The following is a 16,802-nucleotide window of genomic DNA, read 5'->3' as shown; positions in this document are numbered from 1 at the left end:
ACAGAATGACTCTGTGCGATCACCCCTTTGCCAGCAGACGAATGAAGGATCGACTAAACTTTCGACAGAAATCGGTTGATTGTTTTTTCAACGATTTTTATTTTTTTTGAATCGGCGCTCGCTAACGCCCACATGTCCGACTTCACATTCTTCAATTCCCCCAACCTGATCAGCAAACCCTGAGCGATCGCCTCGTTTGCGGTATTCTCTGGAAGCACCGCAACCCCATGCCCCTGAATAGCCGCCAGGCGAAGCAAGGTCACATCGTCCGCTTCGCCAACGATCTGAGGTTTTATTTTATGACGCGCAAAATAACGTTGAATTTCGTCATGGATCTGGCTGTGCTCGGTCAACTGAATCATTGGAAGATGATTCAGGGATGCTGGAAAATTTTTCCTGGCAGAGGCAAACTCATGATTTCCAACCGCAATGATCCTCCGCGGGCGCAGTCGAAAGCTGAACAAGCGCCTTTTATGAGGCACCTCGCGATCGCTGAGCACGATTTCCAGATTCTTGCTTTCGAGTTGAAACAACAATTCGTCCAGATTGTTTTCGACCACGCTCACCAATACGGTTTTATCCTTCCACAAGGGAACAACGAATTCATGAATATGCGTCGCCGACAACGAGGGGAGAACGCCAACGCGCACCAGCGTTTGTTTTTTGGGCTGAATTTGTTTGACCGCGTATTCCATCTCCTCGGCAAGGCTGAAAATATTACTGCAATACTCGAGCGCCACCCGACCCGCATCGTTAAGAACCAACTTACGTATCTTCCGGTCAAATAATTTTTTTCCGAAATAATCTTCAAGACTTTTCAACTGCCCGCTCAGCCCCGGTTGAGTGAGATTGAGCTTCTGCCCTGCTTTCTTGATGGAACCTTCTCTGGCAATGATCCAGAAATAATACAGATGATTGAAATTTGGAAGATTTCTCATGATCCTCTATAGATAGATTTTTAATTATATAAATATAATTATAAATCAATTTTATTTTAATTAAAAGCTATGCCACCCTACTTCAAAAATTACTAACCAAACAAAAAAAAATAATGAATTCCAAATCACTCTTTTTAGTATTGATCTTTTCCATGCTTTCGGTATTTGTATTTCCAGACATGAAAGCGGAAGCGAGGAGCAAGAAAAAAATAGAATTGACGGAAGAAGAAGAGGCCTTCGTAAAAAAACTGGGCATCAAGAAGAGGAAAACCAAAAAACTGGTTAAAACCTTGCGCAAGCGACCGCGCTATGTCGGCTCCACCAAATGCAACGGCAGTTGCCATGATCCTTACTACAAGGCTTGGAAAAATTCTCCGCACGGCAAGACCTACCAATTGCTAAAGCCCGGGCAACGCGCTGAGGCCAAAAAGAGAGTGAATCTGGATCCTGAAAAAGATTACACAAGCAGTCCCCTTTGCCTCCGATGCCATACAACGGGCTACCGCCAGAGCGGCGGATTCAGACCCGCAGGAACCAAGAGCCGAAAGGGCAGGGACATTAGCACGCGTATTGATCCCGAGGAACCCAACAAGGAGCAGGTGGGTTGTGAGATGTGTCATTCCGTCGCGGGAGGCAGGCACCTTCGCGCTATCATGAAATCAACGCGCGGCAAGTTCAGCAAATCGGACACCGAACAATACGGTCAGCGCTGGGATTATGAAAACGCCTGTACCCGCTGTCACACGCATTCCAAAACGCCGTTCCAGCCGGAAGTGCACGAAAAATATAAATTTGATTTTAAGGAAAGGGTCAAACACGTCCACCCGGTGGACACGTACTGGTCTGAAGACAATCAGGACCAGAAACTCGAGCATATCAAAGAAAGAAACGACGAGGTGGCGATATCAGAAACAAAGCCGCTGGAGATAGAAAACTTTATCGTTAAAAAAGGACGACTGCGGTTTCAAAAAAGCAGTATGCCTTACGACAGGAAAAAGAAAACGTTTCGCTATCAAGAAGAGTGATCTACGGATAGGAACCGTACCCGGCCTCCGCTTCCGAGCAGGCCGGGCATCGTTTCATTTAACGTATTTTTTCTTGAGACCCATGGCCTGAATGCGCGTCGCCAGCGTCGTCGGCTTGACGCCCAATAGATTTGCGGCTCCCTCTGTCCCGTAAATTTTTCCGCCGCAACGCTCCAATGCGAGCAGGATATTTTCTTTCTCCCTGCGCTTCATTTCATTTTCAGAAAGGATCGCTTGGGGCTGGGGGAGATCATTCGCAATCTCAACATCCCGATCCGGGTCGGAATCTGGAATATCAAATTTCAACTTTCCAGAATGCGCAGTGATGATCGCCCGCTCCACCAAATTCTGAAGTTCCCGGATATTGCCGGGCCAATCGTACTTTTGCAATCGGGCCATTTGACGCGAAGAAACCGGCTTGATTTGTTTGTTGAACCGCTTCTCAGCCAGGCCTATGAAATGATTCACCAGCAGGGGGATATCCTCCGGTCTCTCCTTCAGCGGCGGCAATTCAATTTGAAATACATTCAGGCGATAATATAAATCCTGGCGGAATAATCCCTTCTGTACATCCTGTTTCAATTCCCGATTGGTTGCGGCAAGAATACGCACATCGGTCGTCTTCGTGCGCTCATCGCCCAAGCGTTCATACTCGCCTTCTTGCAAGACTCTCAACAACTTGCTCTGAACTTCCAGAGGAATTTCGCCCACTTCATCGAGGAACAGGGTTCCTCCATTGGCAAGTTCAAAGCGTCCCTTGCGGTCCTGAATCGCTCCGGTGAACGCTCCCCTCACATGACCAAAAAATTCACTTTCATATAAGTCCTTTGGGATAGAGGCGCAGTTGACCTTGATCAGAGGGCGCCGCGAGCGTCGGCTTCTCTGATGAATTTCCCGCGCCACCAACTCCTTACCCGTTCCGGACTCACCCGTTATCAATACATTCGCCTCGGTGTCGGCGACCATCTCAATCTTTCGCCCCATTGTGTTCAAGGCCGGACTTTGACCGATGATGTCGCCAAAAGCCTGAGACTCCACAAGCTCCTGGCTTAGATATTCAAAATCGTCTTCCAATTGTTTGTTCAGGCTTTCAATTTTTTCAAACGCTTCCGCATTGACGATCGCACCCGCAAGATTGTCCGCCACCAGTCTTCCCCAGAATAAGCCCTCCCCTTCCACCTCCACATCACGCCACATCACGGTTCCAAAAACGCCAAGCACCTTGCCATGAAAAACAAGCGGCAGAGCCGCCATACCAGTCGCGCCGTTTTTGTCCGCCCAGTTTCGCGAGATAGTTCTCTCGAAATCTTCCTCTATATTTGTCGCATCCTCAGTCTCTCCGGTCACCGCACAGCGCCCTACTTTTCCCACACTCAGTGGAATACGAATGTAATCATCCTCCAGTTCTGCGGTCCCGGGATCAAATTCCAGGCTGTATTTTTGCGCGACCAGGTGCAGGCACCGGGTCTGGTCAATGCAGACCTCACGCAGAGGACAGGAATCGCATCTGTCGCCGGGACGGATCAGCCAAATACGAGTGAGCATCAAATAAGGATCGTCAACCGTCTTGCCAACCACCATTTCCAGCAGGGTGGACAGGTTTCTCTCCTGCGGCATTGCCAACAGCAACTCCCTCATATTGTTGAACTGATGAATCAGTTGCTGGCTGTCTTTAATCGGGCCGTTCATTCCAACATAATAACGGTTTTTCGTTGAAATTAAAACATAATACCGTTTAAACACGGTATACAGTTGAAATCACATTCCATTAAATAGCAAATAAACTATTATAAATAAATGCTTTCACTCACAAGAGCGATTTGGCACAGGCTTTGCTTTACCTATTGTCAGATTAACTTAAACTATTAGAACGGGCGGAGACACAATCATGAATTTTTTAAACAAACTGCTTGAAAGCGACGACCTCATCCCCCCTCTGATCCTGCGGGTGGCGCTGGGAATAGTTATTTTGCCCCACGGAGCGCAAAAATTGCTCGGCTGGTTTGGCGGCCACGGCTTTGAAGACACCCTTGGATTTTTCACCCAGAACATGGGCGTCCCGATGGTCATCGCTTTTCTTGTCATCATGGGTGAATTTTTTGGCGCGATCGGATTGATCATTGGATTCATGACTCGTTTCTGCGCCGCCAGCATATCGATGATCATGCTGGGCGCCATGTTCATGGCGCATTGGAATAATGGTTTTTTCATGAACTGGTCCGGCAAGCAGGCGGGTGAAGGTTTTGAGTATCACATCCTTGCCATTGGCATGGCGGCGGCGCTGGTCGTCTCCGGCGGCGGAAAACTTTCTTTCGACAAATGGATATTGGAAACCTTCTTCAAACGAACGAACGCCTGAACAACATCCACTCGAACAGCGAGCGGACTCACTCTCTTTATAACGAGGCATATTATGAAACGACACAGCGACTTTTTTTCCAGGAGAAGTTTTTTAAAAAGTAGTCTGAGCGCGTTGGGAGTCGCCGCAGGAACACTGGCGGCAGGTTCTGCATTTGGACAGGCCGCTCAACTCGTCACCCCCAGACAAACGCTGGGGCCTTTTTTTCCAGATGAGGGAGATCCGGTCCACGAAATTCGCGAAAATCTGGATTTTCGTCTCCCCATCAGCGAGGCGAACGACAACAACCTGACCTCTATCATTGGAAACGAAGGGCGCGCCATGGGACAGACGGTCTATGTCAAGGGGCGCGTGTTGTTTCAAGATGGCAAGGAACTGGTTCCCCAGCCCGGCGCCGTCATCATTTTATGGAACGCTTCTTCTACGGGACGCTACAACCATCGCGGCGACACCGACACGCCGCGCTTTCAACATCCCAAAACCGGGGAATGGATCGACAGGGAACACGATGCAAACTTCCAATACTGGGGTCGTAGCATCACCGACAAACGAGGACGCTATCTGTTCAAGACCGTTGTTCCCGGGTTTTATCCTGTCGACCTCAAAGACGGCTGGTTTCGTCCGCCGCACTTGCATTTCATGGTCAGCGCGCCGGGCATTCCCCAACTCGTGACTCAGTTGTATTTCAAGGGAGATAAAATTCCCGACAACGATTTCATACAGATTCTGAATTCCAAGGATTATATTTTGAGGGATTCGCGCATGACCCGCGAAGAACAAGACAGCCTGGTCGTCGATTTTCAACCCGACCCATCCGGCCAGATCACTGACAGCCTGATCGGACAATACGACTTCGTCTTGAAATTTTAAAAATCATCTCATCGTAATTGAGAGAAACTCTCTAATGAGCATTGACGATCATGAATACAAATAAGACATCAACTCATCGACGCATGCCCGTACTCTTCCTCGGGCATGGCAGTCCCATGAATGTGATCGAAGATAATCTCTACACTAAATCATGGAACTTATTAGGCAACAGTCTCCCCAAACCCCGCGCCCTTCTGCTCATCTCGGCGCATTGGGAGACCCATGGCACTTATGTCACAGCCATGGAGGAGCCGCCGACGATTCACGACTTCGGCGCCTTTCCGCAAGCGCTGTTCGACGTTCAATATCCCGCACAAGGCGATCCCGAACTGGCTCGCAGGATCCAATCGCTCGTCTCGACAACACGCATCTGCCTGGACTACAACTGGGGTCTGGATCATGGCTCCTGGGGCTTGCTGACACGCATGTTCCCGGACGCGAATATCCCCGTCCTGCAACTGAGCTTGAACCGGGACCTGTCGCCGCAAGCGCATTATCAAATCGGCCAGGAACTGAAATCGTTAAGAGACGAAGGGGTGCTGGTAATAGGTAGTGGCAACATTGTCCACAACCTCAAACATTTCAGTTTCAACGCCGATGACGCGCCGCTGGAGTGGGCGGTCGAATTCGACGAAACCATCAAACAGTTCCTGCTCAAAGGCGATCATCAAAGCATATTGGAATTTGAATCGTTGGGGGAAATCGCGCGTCTGGCGGCGCCGACTCCGGAGCATTTCATTCCGCTCATTTACATCATTGCCATGCAGGAACAGGGCGAGCGCATCACCTTTCCGGTCGAAGGCATCGCTTCTCAAAGCGCGTCCATGCGCGGCGTGCTGGTGGGATGTCCAAGCGTTTGAAACAACCCCTGCTTCGTGGTTATAAACGCTGGAATGTATGATCGGCAGAGGGGGGATTGAACAAGGAAGGGATGGGCTTTTTTGCAACAACCGCGAAGGACGGCGCCCTGATCTGCTAGGACGCTTTGCCTTCGGTTGTTTTGTCTGCGGCTTTTGCAGCGCCGCGATTTTTCTTAAATAAAGAAGGGCTTTCTATGAGCTTGTCCGACCGCTTGTTCAAGGCCTTGACCGAGATCACCTTCTTTAAATTACCAGAACGATCAAAAACTTTTACCTGATACATAATAGACGTTTCCTTTGAGGTTCAAGGATTGGTTATTTCAGATTAAAAAAAGACCGGCAACGCCAAACCTTGCCGGAGAGAAGACTTCAATATCCTATGGTTCGACCCGTCTGGGGTCCCACAAATGGGGCGACGGGTCGGAAAATCATACGCAAATACCCACCTCAAGCCAGAAGCATTCGATCCTTAACCCCGAATCGGCGGGAATAAAACACAAGGTTTCATCAGGAATCGATTCGAAAAAATTAAACTCAGTATTCCTATGATACCACTGAATGAGCTCCCGATGGGGTTAAATATGACCTTTCGGCTCTGCAAGCAATCTCATCATATCAATGCATGGGAGCCAGAACGCTCGCCCGATGATCCATCGGAACCTTTCGAAAAATCACACCCATCAGCAATGGATTCGCTCTGGAGGAAATCACAAAAAACGATTATAGTATGTAATTTCAGGGACTTCAGATTGACCCGTTGCGTTTGGCAGGGCTTTTCCCATAACAGGACAATGCTCGCCCACAGACTCTGAATGCATACACAGAAAACACCCAGGGAGTTTCTTTCAAACGTGAAATATTTTCTTAATCTTAGCATCGTCGTTTTTTTGATTTTTTCAGTCGCGCCAATCTGGGCTGATAACGGGCATAAAAACGGGGGAAAACAAGCCATCCCCCGTCCTGTGGACAAAATCCAATATCAATTAATGCAACTTATAAAACAAAAGTTGCTCCTGCAAAAAGAACTGAAAAAATTAGATGGGGAAAATCCATCGAAAGAAATGATCGATCGCATAGGCGCGATTCAGAGTCGATTGGACCGCCTGAATGAAAATTATGAAGCGCTTGCGACCCAAATCCCCAAGGAAAAGTTTCCCGCGCCTCATCGACAAACGGAATGGCTCGAAGAGCTACAAAATATCACCCGGCCCATTTTAAATTCCTTGAGGGAATTCACCGAACGGCCCAGAAGAATCGATAATCTCAAAGCGGAAATTGAAACGCTGACGTCTCGAATTTCGACCTACGAAATTGCGCGAAAGAATATTTTAAGCCTGGAAACGCTTCAGATCAACGCTTCGGATGTAAGCGATTTGATTGAAAAGGAAAAAAGAAATCTCATCTCGATTTCTGAAATCAAGCAGAAGTACAAAGACGATCTATCTACCCTGAAAGACCGCTACAACCCAGAGATGTTGAAACTGGAGTTGGAAGAAGCTCAACGCTCCCTGATGAATCTTAAGGATGTCGACGGCGATCTGGTTTCAGTCGTCGCCTCTTCTCTTTCCGAATTCATGAGCGTCCGCGGGCGTAATCTCATCATCGCTTTCGTTCTGCTGGTCGGCGTGTTCTGGGCGCTCCTGTTTGCGTACAGCGTGGTTGAAACGCGAACTCAGTTTCTGAATAAAATCAAACGATCCACGCGCAAGTTCATTAAAACAATTTACCTGCTTGTTATTTTTCTCATCGCATTTTCGGCCAGTTTGTTCAGTCTTTACCTGGTCAACGACTGGCTCTTGCTGAGTCTCTTACTTTTGATACTTGCGGCGATTGGCTGGACGTCTAGACAATTCATTCCACGATTCATTCAGGAATTGAAACTGACATTGAACCTGAGTTCCGTACGCGAAGGGGAGCGCATCTTCTACGAAGGCATTCCCTGGCTCGTCAAGGAAATCGGGCTCCACGCGAAACTGCACAACCCGCGACTGGACGGGGGGATGATTCGCGTTCCCGTCAACAAACTGATAGGGTTATCTTCTAGACAATTTGTAAAGGAGGAAGATTGGTTTCCCTGCAAGGTCGGCGATTGGATTCTGGTCGACGAAAGTATTTTTGGCCAGGTCGCCAGCCAAACTCCAGAGCAGGTGATCTTGAAGTACTATGAATCCAGAAAAACCTATCTGACCCCGGAGTTCTTAACGCTGAAACCACGCAATCTCTCGTCAGGTTTTATGGTTGGAGTCACTTTCGGTCTGGACTACGCTGTGCAAGACCGCATCTGCGAAGAACTGCCGGATTTGTTTCACTCGCATCTAAAGGAAACATTCAAAGACATGCTGGAATCGCAACCGCCTGCCATGAAGTACCTCAAGGTCCAGTTCAGCCAGGCCAGCGCCAGTTCTCTCGATCTGTTCATCCTCGCTGAGTTCTCCGGCGCCCTGGCGGATCGACATTATTCCCTGAAAAGAGAAATCAATAATGCCCTGGTTGACGCTTGCAACAAGCACAATCTTACGATTCCATTCACACAGATGACGGTTTCCCTCGCTCCTGATGCGCAGTCTGCTTTCACAAAGGAATGAGCGTTACTCGCGGAGAATCGCCTTTAAAAAAGAATATGATTCGAGGAGCGGAAGGCCCCATTGACAGATTGAAGTAATTGTTACCGGCGTTTTTTTATTCGTTTCAGAACCGCCGATATCCACAGACCCGTCTTGTTCACAGTCGAGTCGTATTTTTTAAAATTGAATCCATAATATTTTGCAAAACGAATCAGGTCCTCCTCTTTGAACCACAGGCTCGTTGTAGCGACCCCTGAACGGTTATCCTCCCAGCCAAACTCTGGCTGAATTTCAAACTCATAAGAACCGCTTTCCAGTTCGATTGTCTGAAATCCCATCGCATGCGTCGATTCAGCGGAAGAAACATGACCGCTCACAACCACCGTATCCGCATGCTTCAAGCAATTCTCCAGCAACCACCATGGCTTCGATGAGTGATAGAGAACCCCGGAACAGAAAATGATATCGATCTTGTCTTTGACCAACTGAGGGAACAGGTGCATGTCCCCCAAAATCAATTCAAAATTTTGAAAATTGTACATGGACCGTATGAGCGACGTCTTCGCATAATTGATTGGACGACTTTCTATGGCGATGATCTTGGCTGGATTCTGCCGCGCCAGCATGACCGTTTGATTGCCTTCATACGGCCCCAACTCAAGAACGATTTTATTTTTGAAACTGACCTTTGGCGGCAAGGGATGCCAATTTTTTTCAAGAAACAAACCATCCCAGAAAAGAAATTCGCCAAAATCAAATTTGAGCAGGTCGTGCAATTCATCGTGGAGCATATAGACGTCCATCAGACTTTTGAAATGAATCACTTTCGCTCTGGAAATATTCTCTATCTGATGGATCGTCTCGTACAACACCTCAGCCTCCTGACTGGAAGCGATGACAATCGTATCCGTGGGCTTCAGACGGGCAAGATTTGTGAGCGGCTTGACCTTATGCCCCAAAAGCTCATGTCCTGGTTTATAATCCGGATCTACTTCATAAATACCAAGGAAGTTGATTCCGCCTAAATCGATCGCCCTCAACAACGCCTCAGCCGCGGTTCTTGTTCCGACAATGGCGATTCGTCCCCTCAAGCGTTTCAGCTTTGCGTTGATGTATTTGGGAAAACCCACCTGAGCCTGCAATAATTTTCCAAGTTTCATATAAAAAATCTCAATTGATAAATCGTTCTGCGCAACATCTTCTCATTTAGCGATCTTTGGCACATCTCTGCCGTCGACTCGCCCACGAATAATAATTCAGTCAGTCAGTCAATCCATCCGACCTGTAGAAATCATCGGAATAATCCGCCGCCACTATAGCCTAAAAGGAATCATTATTTCACACTTGGGAAAAGAAAACCCTGGAGGGACTGCTCATCACATCAAATATAAGAAAGAGATTGCCAGGAAAAGGAGTTGAAAAATCGCTTGTATTACAAGAGAGGGGGACGCCTGCATAGAGCGTCAGGGAAGGAAAAATAAAATGAAGTTTTTTTAACGAACGCAACGCGCTCAGACTTTTTGTCGTTCCAAAGCGCGCAAGCGGCGCGCTTCCTTTTTATTGATCTTGGATTTTTGTTTCTTCTCGACCGTCGGCTCGCCTTCCCAGCCGACCTTTTCAAGAAACTCATCGTAGCCGCCATGAAAATATTCAGCCCGGCCCTGATGAAAAATAATCAGATTCGTCGCAAGGGTTTTCAAGATAAGCTCAGAGTGAGTCACAATCACCAGCGCGCCCGGATAATCGTTCAACTCCTCGATCAACGCTTCAATCGATTCAACATCGAGGTGATGCGACGGCTCATCCAATAACAGGAGATTCGTTGGGTGAGAAATGATCTTGCCCAACAACACGCGGCTTCTCTCGCCGCCCGAAAGAACGCTCACCTTCTTCTTTCCCAAATCCCCCTCAAACATCATCGCCCCGCAAATGCTGTGCGCCGCCTGCAAACTCAGATTCGGGTTCGAACGAATGATCTCGTCAATCACCTTGTTCTGAGGATCAAGCCGGTCGATATTCGTCTGCCCGAAATGCCCCGTCGCCAAAGAAGGATGACTGACAATCGAGCCCGAAGTCGGCGTCAACTCGCCAGCCATACAATTCAGCAAAGTCGATTTCCCCTTGCCGTTCGCGCCGATGATGCCGATCCGATCCTCTCGACCGATTGTAAAAGACAGGTCCGAGAAAATATTATGCTCCGATTTGCCGCCATAAGAAAATGACAGGTTTTCGATATTCATCAAGGTCTTGCCTGGACAATGCTGATGGTTGAAACGAAAACCCAGATTCTTTTCCGCGCTCAGCTTTTCCATCGTTCCCATTTTTTCCATCATTTTCAATCGCGACTGCGCCATCGTCGCCTTAGACGCTTTCGCGCGAAAACGATCCACCAGCAGTTGCATCTCCTTGCGCTTGCTCTCCAGATTCTGGCGCGTCTGCTCGTAAGCCTCCTCCTCCTGAATGATCTGCTCGTAAAACTTGATCGTATCGCCCGCCACCTTCTTCGCCTGCTTGCGATGCAAGCCCAGCGTGTGCGTCGAAACCTTGTCCATAAAATCACGATCATGCGTGATGAGGATCATCTCACCCGGCCATTTATTCAAATAATCCTTGAGCCAGCGAAGCGAAAGAATATCGAGATAGTTGGTCGGCTCGTCCAGCAACAACATATTCGGATTAGCCAACAAGGCCTTACACAAATTGATGCGCACCTGATAACCGCCGCTGAAGGTCCCCGGATCCTTGTGAAAATCCGCCTCCGTGAAACCCAGGCCCGACAAAATGATCTCCGCCTTGTATTGCTCCCATTGCTTTTCAGGACTCAATGCGCTCACGCACTCCTTCAACACCGTCGGTTGCGTGAAACGGATGATCTGCTCCAAAGCTCCAATCTTGTAATCCTTGGGCGTCGTCAAAGTCCCGGAATCCGGGCTTTCCTTACCAAGAATCATTTTAAAAAGAGTCGATTTGCCCGTTCCGTTCTTCCCCACCAGGCCCACCCGCTCGCCCTTGTTGATAAGAAAAGAAACCCCGTCAAACAAGGTTTGAGGGCCAAACGATTTTTCAAGATTATTCGCAATGATCATGATCGGTGTGTGAAATAGAAAAAGACCTATAACGAAAGTTATAAGCCGCAATTAAGGAAAATGAAAATGAGGGGGAACAACGAGAAGACCCACGCCTAATTTCAAGCCAATACTTTAGAGTATAGCAGAACCCGAACTCCAAACCAACTATTGAAATTCAAGACAGATCAAAAACGCGCAAAAAAAAAAGAGTCCGCCGTAGCGAACTCTTAAACTTTTGTCCGTCCCGAAGGACGTATCTTGTTACCGGTTGAAATTTCCCAATTTCCTATCTGCTAAATAGTTTCCGACAACAAAACTTATGATAACATAGGTTTTCCGAAAATCAACTTCTATTTCCATAGGGAGAACCGCATGAAATACCGATTGAGTCTTGATCTGGGCACCAACTCATTGGGTCATTGTCTTCTGGAACTGAACAAAAACACCAGACCCCAGTCCATCATTTCATGCGGTTCCGGGATATTCCCCGACAGTCGCGAACCTAAAAGTCAGGAATCCCTCGCGAAAGACAGAACCAAACATCGCAGCGCCCGCAGAAGACGGGACCGCTACCTCAAACGCCGCCGCGTGCTGATGAACCTGCTAGTCGCCTGTGGACTGATGCCCGAAGATAAAGCGAAGCGCAAACAACTGGAAGGCCTCGACCCCTACGAACTACGCTCCCGCGCCGTACAGGAAAAATTAACGCCCAACGAACTGGGACGCGCACTCTATCACCTCATTCACCGTCGCGGCTACAAAAGCAATCGCAAGGACTCCAAAAAGGAGGGAGCCAAAACCATCACCCCTTTGATGGAAGGTCTGCAAGCTGAAATCAAAACAATGGGAGAAAACACAACGCTGGGGCAATACCTTTTCGAATTACATAAATCAGGTCGCGGCGTACGCGCCAGAGAAGGGGAACTGCTTTACCCTAAGCGCGAAATGTACGAACACGAATTCGACCTTATCCGCGATATCCAGCAAACACATCACAAGAAACTTCTCTCCGGCGAAAGCTGGGAAAAAATCAGGGAAGTCATATTTCATCAACGCCCGCTCAAACCACAGGAAGTCGGTCGTTGCGTTTTCATGAACGACAAGGAACGCGCCCCAAGAGCGCTTCCCAGCTACCAGAAATTTTCCATTCTCCAGGACTTGGGCAATCTCAAATGGATCGACGAACAAGGCATCAAACACCCCCTCAGCCCAGATCAACGCGAACGCCTCTGGGAAACCATGGTCAAGCGTAAATCCGACCTGTCGCTTCAGGATATGAAAAAGAAACTGAAACTCCCCGAATCCGCTCAGATGAATTTGGAATCCGAACGCCGCAAAGGCCTGAAAACCTGCCCCACCGGCGCCCTTCTGTCTAAAAAAGAATACTTCGGAAACAAATGGAACGAACTCTCCGACGACCAGCAGGACGAAATCGTTCTAGCCCTACTCAACATCGAAGATGAAGGCGAGTTGGCTAACAAAGCCGAAGCCGAATGGAATGTCGATCATGAAACCGCAAAACGTCTCGCAGAAATATCTCCCGAAGACGAATTCGTCACAGGCTACGGACGATTCTGCAAAGACGTTTGCCAGGCGCTCGTCGCTCTCATGCGCGCCGAAAACCTTCGCTACGATCAAGCGGTGGAAAAACTGGGTTTTCACCATAGCGACTTCAGGCCGGAATCCCTGTCCAGCACCCTCGAGTATTACGGTAAATTATTGCCCATGGCTGTCGTCGGCGCCGACCCCGAACTGGAAACAGACAATGAAGTCAAAAAATGGGGCAAGATCGGCAACCCCACCGTTCATGTCGGCTTGAAGCAATTACAGAAACTAGTCAACGCCGTCATCAAAAGCTACGGCCCCCCCGAAGAAATCATAATCGAACTTGCCCGGGACATCAAAGCAGGGAAGAAGGAACGAGAAGAAATTTCCAAAGAACAATTTAAAAACCAGAAAGATAACGAACGCATCGCCCAGAGACTGGCTGATGAAAATATAGAAAACACTCGCGACAATCGCATCAAGTACAGGCTTTGGGAGGAACTCGGCTCCAATGTCAACGATCGCCTCTGCCCCTACACAGGCAAAGCCATCAGCATCACCCAATTGTTCAACGGAAACGATGTGGAAATCGAACACATCCTCCCTCGCTCCAAAACCCTCGCCAATAATTCCAGCAACCTGACCATCGCCTATAAAAACGCCAACCAGCTCAAAGGCAATCGCTCGCCCTTTGACGCCTTTGGAAACAATCCAAAAGGATACGACTACAGCGCTATCCTCTGGCGCTCTCGCGACCTCCCCGGCAACAAGAGTTGGCGCTTCCTGCCCGACGCGATGGAACGCTTCGCAGACGAAGACCAATTCCTCGACCGTCAATTGAACGACACCCGCTACCTGTCGCGCATTGCCTGCCAGTACCTTCGCCATGTCTGCAAAAAAATCCGCGTCTCTCAAGGCAGAACCACAGCGCTCATTCGCAACATCCTGCACCTGAACGAAATCCTCAATGACAAGAACGCCAAGAACCGCGACGACCACCGGCACCATGCCATCGATGCCCTCATCGTCGGTATTGCCGACGAAAAATATCTAAAAAAAATCATGGATGAAACCAGAGTGTCCGAAGAAAAAGGCAATGGACGCCTGATCGTTCAGGAACCCTGGGAGGGTTTTATAGAAGAAGCGCGCAAAAAGATTTTATCCATCAACGTCCACCATAAACCCGATCACCGCAAGGCCGGGAAGCTACACGAAGAAACCGCCTACTCCATCATCGACAACCCCAGCCCCTGGGAGAAAGAGCAGGGCTTCAATCTGGTCATCCGCAAACCACTGGTCTCTTTAAGTACGGGGGAAATCAAACATCTGCAAAACCGCGAACTCAGCGCAGAACTGGAAGAAGCTATTCAGGATGTCGATGAAAAAAGTATTCAGGGAATTCTGCAAGATTACTCCAATCGTACCGGACAAAAACGCGCGCGCGTCCTTAAAAAAGATCAATCCTGCTTCATCGTCGAACATCCGAAACACAATCCCATCCACAGAAAAGCGCTGATCCCCGGACAGAACCACTGCATCTGCATCTGGAAAATTCCCACAGGCGTCACTTACGACGAAAAACGCAGACCAGCACAACCCACAGCGCTTCATATAAGCAATGTCGATGGAAGCTCCATCCACTTCGAAACCTGGAACAAATTCAAAATCAATAACGTCGATGCGCAAAACCTGCGCCCCCACCCGGCGGCAAAGCTCCTCGCCACCCTGCATAAGGGGGATATTATGCGAGTGAGAGAAAAAGGGAAATTATTTACGGGGCGGGTCTTTAGTTTAAAGCCTTCAAACTTACAGATTAAACTGACAGCCATTCAGGACGCTGGCAAAAATAAGAAGGAAATTAATCTAACTTTTAACAGTTTTAAAATAAAAGAGGCCCGCCTCATTCATGTGGATATTCTTGGCAGAATAAAAGACTCGGGGCCGCTCTTATGAACCAGCGCATTGTTGAAATTTCCGAAGCCGGTCAATACATCCATGTGCATCGCGGATTTTTAATCGTCAGCCGGGAGAAGGTCGAGCGAGGCAGGGTCCCATTAGCGGATATTGCCGTGTTGATCTTGAGCGGCCCCGGCTCCACTATCTCCACCAACGCCGTCAACACGCTGGTCGATGAAAACTGCTCCGTCATCTTCTGCGGCGCCAATTATCATCCCAAGGGCATGGTTCTACCCGTCGCCCCGCACCATCAGCACCCCAAACGCTTACACCAGCAAATCAACGCCACCCTCCCGCTCAAAAAGCGACTGTGGCAAACGCTGGTGCGCGCCAAAATAGAAAACCAGGCCGCCGTACTGGAAGCCATCGGCAGAAAAGACGAAGTCCTCTATTCCTTTGCGCGAAGGGTGCAGTCAGGAGACCCCGATAATCTCGAAGCCCAGTCCGCGCGTCGCTATTGGCCGCAATTGTTCAACGAAGATTTTCGCAGAGACCCCGAAGGCGACCCGCCCAATAATTTACTCAATTACGGATACGCCATCATACGCGCCAGCGCCGCGCGCGCCATCTCCATATCCGGCTTCCATCCCGCGCTGGGACTGCACCACCGCAACCAGTCGAATGCTTTTTGTCTTGCCGACGACCTCATGGAACCTTTCCGCCCCATCGTCGATTGCGCCGTCAAACACTGGTTCACGCAGGGCGTGGAAAAAGTCAGTCCCGAAATTAAAAAACAGCTAGCAGGTCTTTTGGATTTTGAGCTGGCCTATAGCGACGGCATACGCACCCTCTCAAACGGCTTCATCAAACTCGCACAATCCCTTGCGCGCAGTTTTGAAACCAAGTCGGCAGACCTCGATCTGCCTCAAACGCCGCTTCCAATCGAATGGGCCAGTCTGGAATGAATCGCAAACCCTTGTCCGGTTATCGCTTTATGTGGATACAAGTTCTCTTCGATCTGCCGACGCACACCGCCTATCAACGAAAACAAGCCTCGAGTTTTCGCAATTACCTGCTCGACCACGGATTTGAAATGGCGCAGTATTCAGTCTATCAGCGTTTTTGTTCAGGAAAGGAAATGGCCGAAGTTCACATTAAAAGAGTGGAGCAAAACCTTCCCGAATACGGGAAAGTGCATATTCTATGCTTCACGGACAAGCAATATGAAAATATGAGGACCTTCAACGGCAAGAAGAAAAACCCGGCGCAGGAAAATCCGGGACAATTCACTCTATTCTGATAAAGAAACGAATGAAAAGAATTCAAACACCGACAGTCAACCCCCGAAGATTCAGGGGGTTGTACCGCCAGTATTTTAGCAGATAGGAAATTGGGATCCAACCGGAACGCGTTGAATTTTCTTAATGATTGTCATTTTATTTTAGCAGATAGGAAATTGGGATCCAACCGGAACCGGTAGACGGAAGCCTTTTGACGGGCATCGATTTTAGCAGATAGGAAATTGGGATCCAACCGGAACAAGGTCTCTAACCATCATGTAAACCCCCTGATTTTAGCAGATAGGAAATTGGGATCCAACCGGAACTGGTTCGGTATTTATCCGCGACGGGTAGAGATTTTAGCAGATAGGAAATTGGGATCCAACCGGAACTTATT

General features: G+C 48.7%; 13 protein-coding genes and 1 CRISPR repeat array (1 of these 14 only partly in view). Of the genes, 8 read left to right on the top strand and 5 right to left on the bottom strand.

Going from position 1 to position 16,802, the window contains the following annotated elements; genetic code table 11:
• Positions 1-53 precede the first annotated feature (53 nt).
• Positions 54-938: a LysR family transcriptional regulator gene (locus G3M78_08355; GenBank protein QPJ65399.1), complete on the bottom strand. Its 885-nt coding sequence runs from the start codon at positions 936-938 to the stop codon at positions 54-56.
• A gap of 179 nt (positions 939-1,117) precedes the next feature.
• Between G3M78_08355 and G3M78_08350 the strand changes: the two genes are divergently transcribed.
• Positions 1,118-1,963, top strand: coding sequence for a cytochrome C-554 (locus G3M78_08350; protein QPJ66810.1), 846 nt, complete (start codon positions 1,118-1,120; stop codon positions 1,961-1,963).
• 54 nt (positions 1,964-2,017) lie between these two features.
• On the opposite strand, the gene G3M78_08345 is transcribed toward G3M78_08350, so the two are convergent.
• Positions 2,018-3,601, bottom strand: coding sequence for an AAA domain-containing protein (locus G3M78_08345; protein ID QPJ66809.1), 1,584 nt, complete (start codon positions 3,599-3,601; stop codon positions 2,018-2,020).
• 250 nt (positions 3,602-3,851) lie between these two features.
• On the opposite strand from G3M78_08345, the gene G3M78_08340 reads away from it, so the two are divergent.
• From G3M78_08340 to ygiD, 3 genes are all read left to right on the top strand, one after another.
• A complete protein-coding gene (locus G3M78_08340; GenBank protein QPJ65398.1) occupies positions 3,852-4,322 on the top strand; it encodes a DoxX family protein in 471 nt (156 codons plus the stop codon).
• A gap of 54 nt (positions 4,323-4,376) precedes the next feature.
• Positions 4,377-5,192 carry a hypothetical protein gene (locus G3M78_08335; protein ID QPJ65397.1) on the top strand — a complete coding sequence of 272 codons (816 nt, stop codon included), beginning with the start codon at positions 4,377-4,379 and terminating at the stop codon, positions 5,190-5,192.
• Positions 5,193-5,275: 83 nt separating this feature from the next.
• The gene (ygiD, locus tag G3M78_08330) at positions 5,276-6,052 is read left to right on the top strand and encodes a 4,5-DOPA dioxygenase extradiol (GenBank protein ID QPJ66808.1); all 777 of its coding nucleotides are present in this window, start codon (positions 5,276-5,278) and stop codon (positions 6,050-6,052) included.
• A 115-nt stretch (positions 6,053-6,167) separates the two neighbouring features.
• Here ygiD and G3M78_08325 read toward each other — a convergent pair whose 3' ends face one another.
• Entirely contained in the window at positions 6,168-6,335 is a 168-nt protein-coding gene (locus G3M78_08325) for a hypothetical protein (protein ID QPJ65396.1), read from the bottom strand.
• A gap of 703 nt (positions 6,336-7,038) precedes the next feature.
• Here G3M78_08325 and G3M78_08320 point away from each other — a divergent pair.
• A complete protein-coding gene (locus G3M78_08320; GenBank protein QPJ65395.1) occupies positions 7,039-8,637 on the top strand; it encodes a hypothetical protein in 1,599 nt (532 codons plus the stop codon).
• Between the two features lie 80 nt (positions 8,638-8,717).
• Here the strand turns inward: G3M78_08320 and G3M78_08315 are convergent, their stop codons facing one another.
• Positions 8,718-9,776, bottom strand: coding sequence for a DUF1698 domain-containing protein (locus G3M78_08315; GenBank protein ID QPJ65394.1), 1,059 nt, complete (start codon positions 9,774-9,776; stop codon positions 8,718-8,720).
• Between the two features lie 351 nt (positions 9,777-10,127).
• A complete protein-coding gene (locus G3M78_08310; GenBank protein QPJ65393.1) occupies positions 10,128-11,702 on the bottom strand; it encodes an ABC-F family ATP-binding cassette domain-containing protein in 1,575 nt (524 codons plus the stop codon).
• Between the two features lie 354 nt (positions 11,703-12,056).
• Between G3M78_08310 and cas9 the strand changes: the two genes are divergently transcribed.
• Genes cas9 through cas2 form a run of 3 tightly spaced genes read left to right on the top strand, consistent with a single transcriptional unit; the run spans position 12,057 to position 16,425 of the window.
• Positions 12,057-15,182 carry a type II CRISPR RNA-guided endonuclease Cas9 gene (cas9, locus tag G3M78_08305; GenBank protein ID QPJ65392.1) on the top strand — a complete coding sequence of 1,042 codons (3,126 nt, stop codon included), beginning with the start codon at positions 12,057-12,059 and terminating at the stop codon, positions 15,180-15,182.
• Positions 15,179-16,090, top strand: coding sequence for a type II CRISPR-associated endonuclease Cas1 (cas1, locus tag G3M78_08300; GenBank protein QPJ65391.1), 912 nt, complete (start codon positions 15,179-15,181; stop codon positions 16,088-16,090). Before cas9 ends, cas1 begins: the two co-directional genes overlap by 4 nt.
• A complete protein-coding gene (cas2, locus tag G3M78_08295; GenBank protein ID QPJ66807.1) occupies positions 16,087-16,425 on the top strand; it encodes a CRISPR-associated endonuclease Cas2 in 339 nt (112 codons plus the stop codon). The genes cas1 and cas2 overlap by 4 nt, the downstream gene beginning before the upstream one ends.
• Positions 16,426-16,497: 72 nt before the next feature.
• A CRISPR array of direct repeats spans positions 16,498-16,802; the repeat unit is 36 nt; unit sequence ATTTTAGCAGATAGGAAATTGGGATCCAACCGGAAC (it continues 2,037 nt past the right edge of the window).

This window comes from Candidatus Nitrohelix vancouverensis (assembly GCA_015698305.1).
Classification (GTDB): Bacteria; Nitrospinota; Nitrospinia; order Nitrospinales; family VA-1; genus Nitrohelix; species Nitrohelix vancouverensis.
Note: the sequence above shows the minus strand (reverse complement) of the source record. Positions and strands in the feature narration are given on the sequence as shown.

Coding starts and splice junctions, on each gene's coding strand:
- cas1 (QPJ65391.1), top strand. CDS start 15,179: ATGAACCAGCGCATTGTTGAAATTTCCGAAGCCGGTCAATACATCCAT.
- G3M78_08340 (QPJ65398.1), top strand. CDS start 3,852: ATGAATTTTTTAAACAAACTGCTTGAAAGCGACGACCTCATCCCCCCT.
- G3M78_08320 (QPJ65395.1), top strand. CDS start 7,039: ATGCAACTTATAAAACAAAAGTTGCTCCTGCAAAAAGAACTGAAAAAA.
- G3M78_08335 (QPJ65397.1), top strand. CDS start 4,377: ATGAAACGACACAGCGACTTTTTTTCCAGGAGAAGTTTTTTAAAAAGT.
- G3M78_08315 (QPJ65394.1), bottom strand. CDS start 9,776: ATGAAACTTGGAAAATTATTGCAGGCTCAGGTGGGTTTTCCCAAATAC.
- cas2 (QPJ66807.1), top strand. CDS start 16,087: ATGAATCGCAAACCCTTGTCCGGTTATCGCTTTATGTGGATACAAGTT.
- cas9 (QPJ65392.1), top strand. CDS start 12,057: ATGAAATACCGATTGAGTCTTGATCTGGGCACCAACTCATTGGGTCAT.
- G3M78_08345 (QPJ66809.1), bottom strand. CDS start 3,601: ATGAGGGAGTTGCTGTTGGCAATGCCGCAGGAGAGAAACCTGTCCACC.
- ygiD (QPJ66808.1), top strand. CDS start 5,276: ATGCCCGTACTCTTCCTCGGGCATGGCAGTCCCATGAATGTGATCGAA.
- G3M78_08325 (QPJ65396.1), bottom strand. CDS start 6,335: ATGTATCAGGTAAAAGTTTTTGATCGTTCTGGTAATTTAAAGAAGGTG.
- G3M78_08350 (QPJ66810.1), top strand. CDS start 1,118: ATGAAAGCGGAAGCGAGGAGCAAGAAAAAAATAGAATTGACGGAAGAA.
- G3M78_08355 (QPJ65399.1), bottom strand. CDS start 938: ATGAGAAATCTTCCAAATTTCAATCATCTGTATTATTTCTGGATCATT.
- G3M78_08310 (QPJ65393.1), bottom strand. CDS start 11,702: ATGATCATTGCGAATAATCTTGAAAAATCGTTTGGCCCTCAAACCTTG.